The sequence below is a fragment of the Andreprevotia lacus DSM 23236 genome (assembly GCF_900176275.1).
In the GTDB taxonomy this organism is placed as follows: domain Bacteria; phylum Pseudomonadota; class Gammaproteobacteria; order Burkholderiales; family Chitinibacteraceae; genus Andreprevotia; species Andreprevotia lacus.
On the sequence record NZ_FWXD01000007.1, the window covers coordinates 173,299 to 186,513 of the forward strand.

Below are 13,215 nucleotides of genomic sequence, written 5' to 3' on the forward strand. Positions count from 1 at the left end.
ATTCCAGCCCTATTGTTTGTGATCTGTAACGCGTATCCGCTCACGGGCCGCGCTGCGCTGGCGCAACATGGTCGGCGATGAGCACGCGTTGCGCGTCTGCCAGCCCGGCCAGCAGTGCCGTGCCGTCATCCGCCACGCGGAACAGCGCGTATTTGGCCTGCGCAAAGCGCCGCCCCTCGCCTTCGGCAAAAAAGTAGTCGTTACTGGGCAGGCGGGGGCTGCCGCCCACCCATTTGATGCGCACCATGATCTCGTCCGGCCGGGCATCCACCGCGCCGTTACCGACGCGGGTCAGTTGCGCCACGCCCTGCGGGTCCGGCTTGAAAAAGGCGCGCAGCACGTCGCCATCATCCGGCGACAGCCTGGGATTGATACCGGGTTGCCGCAATGTGTCTTCGATCTGTCTGATCGCCTGGTAATCCAGCGCCATATAGTCGCCCTGCATCAGCGAGCGCGGGTCGACCGGGCGCAGCGCCAGCAGCAGATCACGCCCGTGCGCCAGCGTGCGCTCATGCCGCTCCACCAGGCCATTCAACACCAGCAGCGTGAGTGCCGCAGTTGCGGCAAAGGCAATCAGGCGTGGCTGCATCAGTCGCTCCGTCGCAACGCCAGCCAGCTGCCCAGCAGGATGGTCGCCAGCAGCAGCAGGCCCAGGCCCTTGTAAAGCAGCGGCCAGGCCATGCTGTAATAGAAATGGCCGAAGCCGAGTAGTGCATTGGCTACGCCCAGCCCCAGCAGCAACGCCCGCCCCTGCGCCAGCCCCAGCCAGATCAACAGGCCGGACACCGCCATCGCGGGCGATAGCAGGCACAGCGGCGCCAGCAGCAGCAACGGCAACAGGGGGTGCGCCAGCTCCCGGTCGGCACGCAAGGTATCGGCCACTGCAAGAGCCAGCGGCAGCAGGGCCAGCAAGCGCACCAGCCAGTACCATGCCGGCCACAGCCCGCCAGCCAGCAGGATGCCGCGCCAAGCCCCCCCCATCATCCAGGCCTCCCAATCCTGCGTGGTGGCGACCGCTACGGCCAGCAAGGCCAGCCGGGTTGGCGCCCAGATGCTGGCCGGGCGCGGCTGGCGCGCCCACAACCACCACAAGCCCAGCCCGAACAGCACATTGCGCACCAGCGCAAACCAGACCGGCAACATGGTCGGTGCGACCGGATCGTCGTACCAGTCATGCCAGTACAGCGGCGACAGCCAGTACCAGATCACACCGAACAGCGTGCCCGCGGCGATGAAGCGCAGCAAACCGTGGCTGGACATCGCAAACCCCCCTGCGGCCAGCACGAAGATCAGCAGGTCGACATGTTGGCGCGGCTCCAGGCCGATACCGATCAGCACCGCGCCGGCAATCGCCACCGGCACGGCAGCCTGATCGAGGAAAAACGATGCGCCTTGCCGCAGCACGAAGCCAGCCCCCGTCGCAAACAGCACGCCAACGATGATGAAGCCCGCCTGCGAATGCCCCATGGTGGCCGGCACCACGAATGCGGCCACCAACAGGATGGCGGCGATCCAGGCTGCAATGGTCTGCAGCACCATCACCGGCCAGGGCAGCGCAATATCCGGCGCTGGCGGGCTGGCGGTGGCAGACAAAGAACCGTCGGCCTGCAAACCGGCCACCACCTCGGACCACGCTGCAGGCTTATTCATGCTGTGGCTCCGGCGTGACCTCGACTTGCCCGGCTTGATCCTGCCAGTGCCGGTGCAGCACGGTCAGCCACCAGCCTATGCCGCCAAGGCCAGCGACTGCATACGCGGCAATCAGCATCAGCAGGTCCTCGGCATGATGGCGCACGAACATCAATGCGATACCCATGCTCCACGCAGAGAACAATGCCAGCGCCAGCACGAACAGATCCCGCCCGCGGAAATAGGCATAGGCGCCGCCACCGCCCGCGCACAGCAACCAGAGCAACACGATCAAGGCATCGCGATCAAGAAGGGCTGGCCCCAGCACCCGTACATGTTCGCCCGCCGCCACCAGGCAGGCCGACAGGGTCAGCGGCACGCTGATGGCCAGCGCCAGCAAGCGCGGCAGCACGCGTGCGCGCCAATCATGCGCGCCACGCACGCAATATTCGGCAACGCACAGTGCCAGCACCCAAAACACGATCAATGGCAGGTTGAAGCCATCAAACAGCCCGAACACGTGCAAGCCACGCTGCCACGGCCAACGCGGCGCAGACAGCACAATCGCACTTGAGGCCAGCGCGATCCACAGCCCCCACAGGGGCATGGCGCGGCCCAGCAAAGCCCATGGCAGTGCCAACAAGGCCCACAAGGCAAACAGCTGCCATGCATCGGCCCCCGTCTGATACGCCTGCCCGATCACGGCAAGGCAGATGCCGGTGGCGGTTGCCAGGGCGAACAAGGCCCAGCGGCCGCTCGGTGCATCGCTACGCTGCCCCCAGCTCAGCCACGCCCATGCCAGCAGTGCCAGCCAGCCGGCTTCCGCCACCGCGACACGCGCCAGACGCGGCCAGGTCAACCAGTTGGAAGCGAACACCATGACCGCCCCGGCCAAGAGGCTGAGCACGCCGGTGATCAGCAGCAAGCGCTCGACATGCACGCGCCAGCGGGCGGCATCAGGCATCAAGCCTAGTGCCAGCAAGGCCCGGCGATAGCCTGGCTCGTCCAGCTCGCGCCGGTCGCGCCAGTGGTCCAGTGTGGAGCGTGGGTGCATGGGTGCCTATGACCTCAATGCAGTGTTGGGGGCGGCATGCACTGCCCCGTTGCAACAGGCGCAGTAAACCGTGCTTGAATCAAGTTAACGCACGTTTTGCCGCCGCGCTTGGGCAATTAGTCACAGTGCTGATGTCATGCCAATATTGCCGCCACCAGATGCTCAGACGCGGAAGCGGCCGATCTCGGTATCCAGCCCGGCCACGATATCGCGCAGCTTGCCGGCCGACCCGGCGGAATTGAGCGCGCCCTGGCTGTTCTGGCCGGCAAAGTTGGATACCTTCTCGACATGCAGGCCGATTTGCTGGGCGGCCGAGCTTTGCTCGCCCAGCGCTTCGATCAGCACATTGAGTTCATTGCGCGTATGCGCCGCGCCATCATGCAGCTGGCGTACCGGCTCGACCAGGCCATGCACCAGCGCCACGCCGGATTTCACCTGTGCTTCGCCAGCCAGCAGCGTGTTGGCAGCGTGGCGGGTCTGCTGCTGGATCGCATCGATGGTGGTGGTGATTTCTGCGGTCGAGCGCGTGGTGTGCTCGGCCAGCTTGCGCACCTCGTCGGCCACCACGGCAAAGCCGCGCCCCTGTTCACCTGCGCGGGCGGCTTCGATGGCGGCATTCAGCGCCAGCAGATTGGTCTGGTCGGCAATCGCCTTGATCACGCCGACAATGCGCCCGATTTCCTCGGCCTGCTCGGCAAGTTTGGAGACATCACTGACCGAGGTCTGGATGGTATCGACCATGCGGCCGATTTCCTCGGCGGCACGGCCCAGCTGGCTGTCGCTCTGGCTGGCCAGTTTCTCGGCAGTGCGGGCGGTTTCCAGCACCTGCTGCGAGCTGCGCGACAAGCTGTCGATGCCCGTGTACAACTCTTCCACTGCTGCGGCCATTGCCGCTGTCGATTCGCTTTGCTGATTGGCACCATCGGCAATCTGCCGGCTGCTTTGCGCCACGGTGCCGGCCTCGGCCTGCACCTCGCGGCTGCGTTGCGCCACATTGCGCAGGCTGGATTGCAGCGTATCGAACAAGCCGTTGAGCAGACGCGCGGCGTTGGACAGCTCGTCGCCACCGCTGACCGGCGCACGCGCCGACAGATCAAGGCTGCGCTGCACGGTTTCGATGGCGCCCACCATGCCGGTAATCTGCTGCATCACCAAGCGGATGATCAACACTGCGGCGGCCGACAGCGCCACCAGCGCCACCAGCGTAGCTGTTGCCAGCCCGCCCTTCACCTTGCTGTTGCCGCTGCGCGTTTCCGCCGTGATGCGCTCGGCCTCTTTCTGGTTGAAGGTGATCAGTTCGCGCAGCGTAGCGGCTGCCGTTTCGAATTGCGGTTCGGACTGCTGATACGCCACTTGATAGGTATCAAGCGTGACCATGCCATCGGCAATCTTGCTCTGGTTATCCGACAGGCCAGCATCGGCTGCCTTCCAGGTTTTCCACTGCCCCTCGAAGGTCTGCCAGAGCTTGTCTTCTTCCGGCGCCTTGTGCAGTTTCTGGTAGCGCGCAAAGCTCTCGTCGGCATGCGCCCACGCCTGCTGCTTGATGGCCAGCTGTTTCTTCAGCGCCTCGCCGGGGCTTTCCATGCGGGCAATCGCCAGTACGATCAGCTCCTGCGCACGTATGGCCTGCTGGGATTCGCCTATGGTCTGCAGGTTGAGCACCGAGGGCAGCGCTTCATCGGCAATCTGCTCGACCGCTGTTTCGCCGTTACGCACGCCCAGCCAACCAAAGAACGCGGTTACCAGCAGCAGGGCCAGTGCAAATGCGGCAAAAAGATAGAGCTTGGTTTGAATTCGCATACGCGCCCCCGCACGGAAAGTCTTAGCTTCAGGGTAGCTGGCCGCCACCGCCTTGCTTGAGAATCAACAAATACTGATATTCGTCTACTCACTGCCACGTTGCAAGCAATTTTGTAAGGTTAAAACTGACAAGCAACAGCATAGGCAGCGCCGCCCGGCATCGGTAGAATCGCTCGCCCCCGCTGTTTTAGTACCCTCCAGGATTCCGCCATGCTCTGGTTTCGCAACCTCCAGATTTATCGCCTCTCCCCCGACCACGCGCTGAGCGCCGCCAGCATTGCCGATGCACTGGCCAAGCGCCCGTGGCTGCCCTGCGGCACGCACGACCTGTTTACGCAGGGCTGGGTGCCGCCGACCCGCTTTGCCCCCGACCTGATGGCGTGGGAACGCCAGGATGCCGTGCTGGTCACGCTCAAGACCGAAGAGAAAATCCTGCCCGGCCCGGTGATCAAGGAAGAAGTCGACGAGCGCATCGCCAAGATCGAGGCAGAAGAAAACCGCCGCGTTGGCCGCAAGGAGGCCAAAGAGCTGAAAGAGCGCGTGACCGACGAGCTGATCCCCAAGGCATTCAGCCGCTCGCGCAGCCAGCGCGCCATCATCGACCTGCAAGCCGGTCTGGTACTGGTGGAGAGCGCCAGCGCCGCCAAGGCAGAGCAGCTGCTGTCCATCCTGCGTGAAACGCTGGGCAGCCTGCCAACCCGACTAGTCAACACGCAGACCACGCCGCAGACGGCCATGACCTTGTGGCTGGAAAACCCGGCCGAGGGCGTGTTCGATCTGGGCCAGGATGCCGAACTGCGCGAGCCGGGCGACGGCGGCGCTGTGGCGCGGCTGACCCGCCAGGCGCTCGACACGCCGGAAGTGTTGCACCATCTGGAAACCGGCAAGCTGGTGGCCAAGCTGGCGCTGAGTTGGGACGACAAGCTGGCCTTCCAGCTGACCGAGAAGCTGGAAATCAAGCGCCTGACCATGCTGGATGTGCTGCAGGAGCAGCTCAAGGATGCCGACGGCCATGACCAGCAAGCGCTGTTCGAGGGCAGCTTTGCACTCACCATCGGTGAGCTGCGCCAGTTCGTGCCGGTGCTGATTGAAGCATTGGGTGGCGAGATGCCCAGCTGATCCGCCGGCAGCTGCACTCAACATCACCTCAAAAAAAACGGCCCGTTAACGGGCCGTTTTTTATTGCACAGACAGGCCAACTAACCCTGCATGCCGATGCCGCGCGCCATGAAAGCCGCCAGGATGGGCAGCAGCGCCAGCAGGTGCACCTCCACCATCACCACGCGGCGCACCTTGCGCAGTTCAACCTCGGGCGGCGCATAGGCCGGGTCTGCCTTGGCGGCCTTGCCCCAGGCGCGAAAGCGCAAGGTGGGCCAGATCGAGAGCAGGCCAATGGCAATGAACAGCGTGACCTTGGCGTGGAATACCGGGTTGTGCTCGTAAAACGCAGCGCCCTTGGCGCCAAGGAAGACGCGCAGCAGGCCGGTAGTCAGCACCAGCACGGCCATCAGGCCGTAAAGCGCGTCGTAACGCACCAGCTTGGCGGCGGCAAGCGGCATCCACTCGCGCTTGACCAGCGCCGTTTCGATGGCCAGAAATGTCACCAGCAGCAATATGCACAGATAGTGCGCTGCAGCGAGGATAGCGTCCTGAATCACAATCAACTCCTGAGGGTATGACGTTCAAAGGAAATGGTCAGCGCTGCACCACACGCTCGACGGGTGGCGGCGGCTGAAATTTGAGGTGACCGACATACACCAGCGGCTGCGTGGCACGGATGGAGGGCACGTCATCCTCGCGCATGTGCATGATGTCAGCCGGGCTGACCCAGCGCGAATTGGCATCGGTAATCGGCAAGCCGGCCCGCGCATAGGCTTCCAGCACGAATTGCGAGCAGAAGAAGCGTTCGTTGTTCGACGTACCCAGTTGTATGGTGGCCAGCCCGCGCAAACAGCCGTCGCGCACCATGCCCGGCAGTACCGGCAGATCGCACAAGCGGCGCTCCAGCGAGAACGGCGCCAGCAGCAGCACACCCACGTAGTTGTAGCGTTGCCCCACCTGCGCCTCGGCAAAGCGGCGTATCTCTGCGGCCTGCACCACGCTCAGATCATTGCGGCGGAAGGCCACCACGACGGACTCATCGGCCAGTACCTCGGCCACCTTGCGCACGCGCACGCCCTCGCCCACCGCTTCGGCAATCTCGTCGTCGCCCAGATAGACCGCCGCATGGCTGACCGGCGCCAAGGTAAACAGGCGGATGCCGGTAGAGGTAATGCCATCGGCGGCCGACAGGATGATGTCGCCCGGCCGCAGCTCGGCCGCGCTGATCAGTTGCCCGCCATTTTGCGGGCTCAACCCCGGGCGCTGGAACACCAGCTTTTGCGGCTGGCCGCTTTCATCGGGCAACTGGCGCACGCCGACGGCACAGCCGGCCAGCAAGGAGGCAAACAACAGGGCAACAAGACTGCGCATGGGCAACAATTCAACCTTGATCAAACGGAGTCGTGGCAAACAGCCTCGATATTATGGCCATCCGGGTCACGCACGAAAGCGCCATAGTAATCTGCGTGGTAATGCGGGCGCGGGCCGGGTGCGCCGTTGTCGGTGCCACCAGCGGCCAGCGCGGCGGCGTAAAAGGCATCGACCTGCGCGCGATTGGCGGCACGGAACGCGATATGATTGCGATCAGTCACGGCGGCCACCGCGTGCAGCCAGAAGTCTGCCTTGGGCGGCTGGCCATAGCCGGCCACGTCGGTGCCGCCGGTTACGGCAGCCGGAAACTCCATCAGTTTGGCATAGCCCAGCGGCGCCAGCGCTTGTTCATAGAAAGATTTGCTGCGTGCGAAGTCGGTCACGCCTACGCCGGTATGGTCGATCATGCTGCTTGCTCCTGCAGGGGTTGGAAGAGGAGCCGCCAACAAAACCCGGCGTAGCGGTGCTGGCAAGGCACGCGAAACGCAGACAGTACAAAACGTACGGCAAGTGAGCGTAACGCGGCCAGCAGGGTTTTGTTTGCGGCGTTAAGTGGCACCATACCGGAGCTTGCATACGCCGTCATGCCGCAACGAAAAAAGCGCAAGAAATGCAAAGCCCGGCACTGGGCCGGGCTTGGTGGTGATACTCATGCCGATCAGAGGGGTTGGATATCCAGCTTCCTGAACAAGGCCTGATCGCGCGTCACATCCGGGTTGCCAGTGGTCAGCAGCTTGTCGCCATAGAAAATCGAATTGGCCCCCGCCATGAAGCACAACGCCTGCATCGCCTCCGGCATTTGCTGGCGGCCAGCCGACAGGCGCACGAACGACTTGGGCATGGTGATACGGGCAACAGCAATGGTACGGACGAATTCGGTCCAGTCCAGCGGCTCGGCATCGGCCAGCGGTGTGCCCTCTACCGCCACCAGGTTGTTGATCGGCACCGATTCAGGCTGCGGGTCCAGATTGGCCAACTGGTTCAGCAGGCCGGCGCGCTGTTCACGCGTTTCCCCCATGCCGACGATGCCACCGGTGCACACATGCAGGCCGGCATTGCGCACCTTGCCCAGGGTATCGAGGCGGTCATCGTATTCACGCGTGGACACGATATCGCCGTACTTTTCCGGCGCCGTATCCAAATTGTGGTTGTAGTAATCGAGGCCCGATTCCTTGAGTTGCTCGGCCATGCCATCCTTGAGCATGCCGAAGGTGCCACAGGTCTCCAGCCCCAGCGCCTTCACGCCGGCGATCATCTTCTTCAGCTCGTCCAGATCGCGCTGCTTGGGGCTGCGCCACGCGCCACCCATGCAGAAGCGGCTGGCGCCGTTTTCCTTGGCGATGCGCGCCACTTCCAGCACCTCGTCCGCCTGCATCAGCGGCTCGGCCTCCACGCCGGTGTGATAACGCGCGGCCTGCGGGCAATAGCCGCAATCCTCGCTACAACCACCGGTCTTGACGCTGAGCAAGGTAGACAACTGCACCTTGTTGGCATCGAAATGTTCGCGGTGCACCTGCTGCGCCCGGAACAGCAGATCGTTGAACGGCAGCTCGAACAGTTCGGCCACCTGTGCCACCGTCCAGTTCTGCGCTTCGGCATGCGGTTGGCGACGTTTCAGTTCGATGGTGTGTGGTGCGTTCATCAGGCGGGCATGGACTAGATTGAAGAATCTTCATTGTCCTGATGCCGTGATTCACTTGTCAAATTTCAAACACGAATTTCTGAACAAGTTGCAAAATTGCCAGCGCAGCATTTCCCGCGCCCTTGCACTGCCGGCCGCCTGCCTGCTGTGTGGCCAGCTATCCCGCCACGGCCTGTGCCCTGCCTGCCACGCCGATCTACCCCATTTGCCGCATGCGCTCTGCCCGCGCTGCGCGCTGCCGACGCCAGATGGCGGCCTGTGTGGCGCTTGCCTGCAGGCCCCGCCCGCCTTCGACGCCAGCTTTGCCGCGCTGCGCTACGCCGGCATCGCCGAGCACCTGATCCCCGCCGCAAAATTCGGAGGCCGCTGGCATGTGCTGCCGCTGCTGGCCCAGGTACTGCTGCACCGCCTGCCCGTTACGCCGGAAGTCGATGCCATCGTACCGCTGCCACTGCATCCGGCGCGCCTGCGCGAGCGCGGCTATAACCAAGCCACCGAAATCGCCACCCCGCTGGCCCGCGCCTTCCGGCTGCCACTGCGGCACGACCTGCTGCAGCGGCACAAGAACACCGAACACCAGGCCCGGCTGACCCAAGCCGCCCGCCACGGCAACGTACGCGGCGCCTTCACCGCCACACCCGCCGCGCGCGGCCTGCGCATTGCACTGGTGGACGACGTGATGACCAGCGGCGCCAGCCTGGATGCCGCTGCGCGGGCGCTCAAGAGGGCTGGGGCAGCTCATGTTGAAGCTTGGGTGCTGGCACGGACGCTGTAAAAGCTTGAGCGGGATGTGGCCCTGGGCTCTCAAGAATGGAATCTGCAGCCTCTGCCGCAGTTGGCACTACAGCACCGAACGCAGCTTCAGACGATGAAGGATTGGGCGTGTGAGCGGCCTGACTTATTGCATAAACACGTGATCAATCGTCCAGGGCTAGACAACTAGACACCTGGATAAGCATTCTTATCGCAAATGAAGAAACATATGCACCAATCAAACCCTATGCATCTTATGCACCAGGAGCATTTCCATGACCTGCAATAACCGACGTATTGTTCGCCTGCTTGCCTTGCTTCTCCTTGTTGTCATGCAAGGGTGTGCTACAGAGCGTCCTGATCCCGACAAGCAAAAGCGCGATGAGGCTATTGCGCTGTATGAAAAACACTGTCAGCAGGCGGGGGAGAAAATCTACAGGACGGTGGATCATGTACAGGGTTTGTTTTTGTTTAAATTACGACCCAAAAAAACTAATTTTCAGGACCAATTTGTACTCGATGACCCATATGGTCACGACACCGGTGGAGATGGGTATATTAAGAATTTCTTGATGGAAAAAAAAAATGGCAGCTTGCTTGACGAGGTCGGTGGTTATGGATATGTCGATGCCATTGATCCCAACGATGGTCTGCGGTATCGCTACACCGCCTATCTTGATCAGCCGTGGTTGCGGGATAAAAAATACGCAGAGTGGGTCCGCAATTTTTCGCTGCATAAGGAGTTGGCACCAAACGCGCCATTGCCGCGTTACGGCGTTACCTATGACGATATTTCTACCCGTGAAGATCGGGAACACTGGATTGCCGGGAGTTCGCTCAAGGTCATCGACTTGCAGACCCATGAAGTCATGGCAGAGCGGATTGGTTATATGGTGGATTTAGGCCTAGGTAGCCTCAATGGCGGCCGCTCTCCGTGGTTAATAGCGGCAGGAAACGCATGCCCAAAGTTCCCTGTGGTGTTCGGAACTCGGCATCCGCTACAGCAAATGCAAGCAAGGCATTTTGTTGAGAAAATATTGCGCATAAATTGATCTTCCAAGTGCGGGGTTTCAGGTCAAACCATGTATTTTTTATTTCATATAGGCCACATAAGGCATATGAAGAAAATGCAAAAAAACCCGCCCCTAAATTTCTTCCTTTTTATTCTCGGTGAGAATTCAAAGATTTTCTCACCAGCCTATTAGAAAAATAAACACCTAGACAAGCCTTCGTATCGAAAATGAAGAACCATATGCACCAGGAGCATTTCCATGACCTGCAATACACAACGTATTGTTCGCCTGCTTGCCTTGCTTTTCCTTGTTGTCATGCAAGGGTGTGCTACAGAGCGCCCTGATCCCAACAAGAAAAAGCGCGATGAAGCTATTGCGCTGTATGAAAAACACTGTCAGCAGGCGGGGGAGAAAATCTACAGGACGGTGGATCATGTACAGGGTTTGCTTTTGTTTAAATCACGACCCAAAAAAACTAATTTTCAGGACCAATTTGTACTCGATGATCCATATGGTCACGATACCGGTGGAGATGGCTATATATTGACCTTCCTAAGAAAAAACGAAAATGGTCACCTGCGCTATGAACCTGGTGGCTACGGCTATATCGATGTGATTGACCCCAACGATGGTCTCCGCTACCGCTACACCGCCTATCTTGATCAGCCGTGGTTGCGGGATAAAAAATACGCAGAGTGGGTCCGCGATTTTTCGTTGCATAAGGTGTTGGCGCCGAACGCGCCACTGCCGCGTTACGGCGTCACCTATGACGATATTTCCACCCATGAAGATCGGGAACACTGGATTGCCGGGAGTTCGCTCAAGGTCATCGACCTGCAGACTCATGAAGTTATGGCCGAAAGGATCGGTTATATGGTGGATTTAGGCATGGGCAGCCTCAATGGCGGTCGTTCGCCGTGGTTAATCGCGGCCAGCCAAGCATGCCCTTCATTCCCAACAATTCCGGGAACTCGCCATCCAGAACAACAACTCCAGACACGACACTTTGTTGAAAAAGTGCTGCATACAAATTGAATATATTTAACGGAAATTAAAACAACCACATCGAGCACCGCCACCAATTATGATTCATCGACATATAAAAAATATGCAAATTTGCAGATGGACGAATGGAGTTTGAGGTCAGCTCTTCTATTTTGCATAGACCGCATAAGCTATGCGAGTAAAAATTCAAAACACCCGATCTTATCTTTTCAAATTTTGAAAAAATCATAAAAAACAGCAGCTTCAACTTAGGCCAGACTAGAATGAAATTAAAAACAACAAGACCTGACCTCACTTTTTGATCGTCCGGAGCTGGACAACTAGAAATCTAGATAAGTATTCTTATCGCAAATGAAGAGCCATAAGCATTAATAAAACTCTATGCACCTTATGCACCAGGAGTACTTCCATGACCTGCAATAAACAGCCTATTGTTCGCCTGCTTGCCTTGCTTTTCCTTGTTGTCATGCAAGGGTGTGCTACAGAACGCCCTGATCCCAACAAGCAAAAGCGCGATGAGGCTATTGCGTTGTATGAAAAAAACTGCCAGCAGGCGGGGGAGAAAATCTACAGGACGGCGGATCGTGTACAGGGCTTGTTTTTGATTAAGGCACGGCCAAATAAGAACAACTTTGATGATCAATATGAGTTGTCTGATCCATATGGTTACGATGTTGGTGGTGATGGCTACATAATTAGCTTTCTTCAAAAGTATGACCACGGAAAAGTGGTTATGGATACAGGCGGATTTGGGTACGTAGATATCATAAACCCAAAAGATGGCATGCGTTATCGTTATACTGGATATATTGATCAGCCGTGGCTACGGGACAAAAAATACGCTGAATGGGTCCGCGATTTTTCGTTGCATAAGGTGTTGGCACCGAACGCACCCTTGCCGCGTTATGGCGTCACCTATGATGATATTTCCACCCATGAAGACCGGGAACACTGGATTGCCGGGAGTTCCCTGAAGGTGGTCGACCTGCAGACCAATGAAGTCATGGCGGAGAGAGTCGGATATATGATTGATACAGGGCAAGGAGACAAATCTGGCGGCCGTTCCCCATGGCTTATGGCTGCGTACCATGCCTGTCCGAAGTTTCCGACTAATTTTGGAACAAACCACCCATTTCAACTGGATCAGGCCAGGCGATTTGTTGCAAAGGTTTTGCGGCCGAATTTTGATTTGGAATAAATATTAAAAAATGAAATGCGGGGTCAGGACTCAATACTGTTTGGTTAGGTCTATTTATCATCCTATACTGAGCCATCTCCTCCCAGGGTGCAGCGATGGCTCGAACCAAGGCAGTCCTCAGTAGTGGCGCAAGGCTCAGTGACCACCTCAGCGCCAGCCTGCTGGCCCGGGTTTACCCCGCCACCCTGATCAACCAGATTCTGGATCAGCAGGGTCGCAACAGCCAGCGCGTTCGCAGCTTTCCTGCTTTGGCCGGGGTTTACTATTGCATGGCGCTCAGCCTTTACCCCGAAGCCAGCTATGAGGCTGTGTTTTCGGTGGTGGCGCAAGGCCTCGCCTGGGCCGAAGGCCGGCCCGAGCCATCTCCCGTCAACAAGTCTTCCATCAGCGAATTGCGCAGCAAGCTCGGTGCCGAGCCGCTACAGGCTTTAATGGCTGCGGCCTGCGTACCCCTGGCCGATCCCGCTCATCATCCGCATGCCTTCTATCGTGGTCTGCGCCTGGTGGCCATCGATGGCAGCAATATCGATCTGCCCGACGAAGTCGAGAATGTGGCTGCATTTGGCTACCCCGGCAGCCGTACCGGCCTGGCCGGCTATCCCCAGGCGCAATGTGCGGTGTTGGTCGAGTGCGGCACCCATGCCATCGT

Annotated in this window: 14 protein-coding genes; 6 read left to right on the plus strand and 8 right to left on the minus strand. The window is 59.6% G+C overall.

Annotated elements, in window-relative coordinates:
- Positions 1 to 40: 40 nt before the first annotated feature.
- The 4 genes from B9A19_RS07840 to B9A19_RS07855 all read right to left on the minus strand — a co-directional run bounded on the left by B9A19_RS07840 (position 41) and on the right by B9A19_RS07855 (position 4,483).
- Entirely contained in the window at positions 41 to 589 is a 549-nt protein-coding gene (locus B9A19_RS07840) for a GDYXXLXY domain-containing protein (protein ID WP_084090227.1), read from the minus strand.
- Positions 589 to 1,650 carry a DUF4401 domain-containing protein gene (locus tag B9A19_RS07845; protein ID WP_084090228.1) on the minus strand — a complete coding sequence of 354 codons (1,062 nt, stop codon included), beginning with the start codon at positions 1,648 to 1,650 and terminating at the stop codon, positions 589 to 591. Before B9A19_RS07845 ends, B9A19_RS07840 begins: the two co-directional genes overlap by 1 nt.
- Entirely contained in the window at positions 1,643 to 2,683 is a 1,041-nt protein-coding gene (locus B9A19_RS07850; RefSeq protein ID WP_084090229.1) for a DUF2157 domain-containing protein, read from the minus strand. The genes B9A19_RS07845 and B9A19_RS07850 overlap by 8 nt, the downstream gene beginning before the upstream one ends.
- 162 nt (positions 2,684 to 2,845) lie before the next feature.
- On the minus strand, positions 2,846 to 4,483 hold the full coding sequence (locus tag B9A19_RS07855; RefSeq protein WP_084090230.1) for a methyl-accepting chemotaxis protein: 1,638 nt from the start codon (positions 4,481 to 4,483) through the stop codon (positions 2,846 to 2,848).
- A gap of 210 nt (positions 4,484 to 4,693) precedes the next feature.
- On the opposite strand from B9A19_RS07855, the gene B9A19_RS07860 reads away from it, so the two are divergent.
- A complete protein-coding gene (locus B9A19_RS07860) occupies positions 4,694 to 5,602 on the plus strand; it encodes a recombination-associated protein RdgC (RefSeq protein ID WP_084090231.1) in 909 nt (302 codons plus the stop codon).
- 80 nt (positions 5,603 to 5,682) lie between these two features.
- On the opposite strand, the gene B9A19_RS07865 is transcribed toward B9A19_RS07860, so the two are convergent.
- From B9A19_RS07865 to bioB, 4 genes are all read right to left on the minus strand, one after another.
- Complete coding sequence (locus B9A19_RS07865; RefSeq protein WP_084090249.1) at positions 5,683 to 6,141, minus strand: DUF2214 family protein; 459 nt, start codon at positions 6,139 to 6,141, stop codon at positions 5,683 to 5,685.
- A 37-nt stretch (positions 6,142 to 6,178) separates the two neighbouring features.
- On the minus strand, positions 6,179 to 6,955 hold the full coding sequence (locus B9A19_RS07870) for a YaeF family permuted papain-like enzyme (protein ID WP_084090250.1): 777 nt from the start codon (positions 6,953 to 6,955) through the stop codon (positions 6,179 to 6,181).
- Between the two features lie 20 nt (positions 6,956 to 6,975).
- Entirely contained in the window at positions 6,976 to 7,362 is a 387-nt protein-coding gene (locus B9A19_RS07875) for a VOC family protein (protein WP_084090232.1), read from the minus strand.
- A 251-nt stretch (positions 7,363 to 7,613) separates the two neighbouring features.
- Positions 7,614 to 8,597, minus strand: coding sequence for a biotin synthase BioB (bioB, locus tag B9A19_RS07880; protein WP_084090233.1), 984 nt, complete (start codon positions 8,595 to 8,597; stop codon positions 7,614 to 7,616).
- Between the two features lie 55 nt (positions 8,598 to 8,652).
- On the opposite strand from bioB, the gene B9A19_RS07885 reads away from it, so the two are divergent.
- From B9A19_RS07885 to B9A19_RS07905, 5 genes are all read left to right on the plus strand, one after another.
- On the plus strand, positions 8,653 to 9,372 hold the full coding sequence (locus tag B9A19_RS07885) for a ComFC family protein (protein WP_217807010.1): 720 nt from the start codon (positions 8,653 to 8,655) through the stop codon (positions 9,370 to 9,372).
- A 253-nt stretch (positions 9,373 to 9,625) separates the two neighbouring features.
- Entirely contained in the window at positions 9,626 to 10,402 is a 777-nt protein-coding gene (locus B9A19_RS07890; RefSeq protein WP_084090234.1) for a hypothetical protein, read from the plus strand.
- Positions 10,403 to 10,621: 219 nt separating this feature from the next.
- The gene (locus B9A19_RS22065) at positions 10,622 to 11,398 is read left to right on the plus strand and encodes a hypothetical protein (RefSeq protein WP_139798725.1); all 777 of its coding nucleotides are present in this window, start codon (positions 10,622 to 10,624) and stop codon (positions 11,396 to 11,398) included.
- A 379-nt stretch (positions 11,399 to 11,777) separates the two neighbouring features.
- Positions 11,778 to 12,566 carry a hypothetical protein gene (locus B9A19_RS07900; protein ID WP_084090236.1) on the plus strand — a complete coding sequence of 263 codons (789 nt, stop codon included), beginning with the start codon at positions 11,778 to 11,780 and terminating at the stop codon, positions 12,564 to 12,566.
- A 95-nt stretch (positions 12,567 to 12,661) separates the two neighbouring features.
- Positions 12,662 to 13,215 (plus strand): transposase domain-containing protein (locus B9A19_RS07905; protein ID WP_176216836.1); only part of this gene is annotated, 554 nt, incomplete at its 3' end.

Excerpts from the sequence above, each read along its gene's own strand:
- bioB (WP_084090233.1), bottom strand. The coding sequence starts at position 8,597 with ATGAACGCACCACACACCATCGAACTGAAACGTCGCCAACCGCATGCC.
- B9A19_RS07870 (WP_084090250.1), bottom strand. The coding sequence starts at position 6,955 with ATGCGCAGTCTTGTTGCCCTGTTGTTTGCCTCCTTGCTGGCCGGCTGT.
- B9A19_RS22065 (WP_139798725.1), top strand. The coding sequence starts at position 10,622 with ATGACCTGCAATACACAACGTATTGTTCGCCTGCTTGCCTTGCTTTTC.
- B9A19_RS07860 (WP_084090231.1), top strand. The coding sequence starts at position 4,694 with ATGCTCTGGTTTCGCAACCTCCAGATTTATCGCCTCTCCCCCGACCAC.
- B9A19_RS07845 (WP_084090228.1), bottom strand. The coding sequence starts at position 1,650 with ATGAATAAGCCTGCAGCGTGGTCCGAGGTGGTGGCCGGTTTGCAGGCC.
- B9A19_RS07855 (WP_084090230.1), bottom strand. The coding sequence starts at position 4,483 with ATGCGAATTCAAACCAAGCTCTATCTTTTTGCCGCATTTGCACTGGCC.
- B9A19_RS07900 (WP_084090236.1), top strand. The coding sequence starts at position 11,778 with ATGACCTGCAATAAACAGCCTATTGTTCGCCTGCTTGCCTTGCTTTTC.
- B9A19_RS07850 (WP_084090229.1), bottom strand. The coding sequence starts at position 2,683 with ATGCACCCACGCTCCACACTGGACCACTGGCGCGACCGGCGCGAGCTG.
- B9A19_RS07840 (WP_084090227.1), bottom strand. The coding sequence starts at position 589 with ATGCAGCCACGCCTGATTGCCTTTGCCGCAACTGCGGCACTCACGCTG.
- B9A19_RS07875 (WP_084090232.1), bottom strand. The coding sequence starts at position 7,362 with ATGATCGACCATACCGGCGTAGGCGTGACCGACTTCGCACGCAGCAAA.
- B9A19_RS07890 (WP_084090234.1), top strand. The coding sequence starts at position 9,626 with ATGACCTGCAATAACCGACGTATTGTTCGCCTGCTTGCCTTGCTTCTC.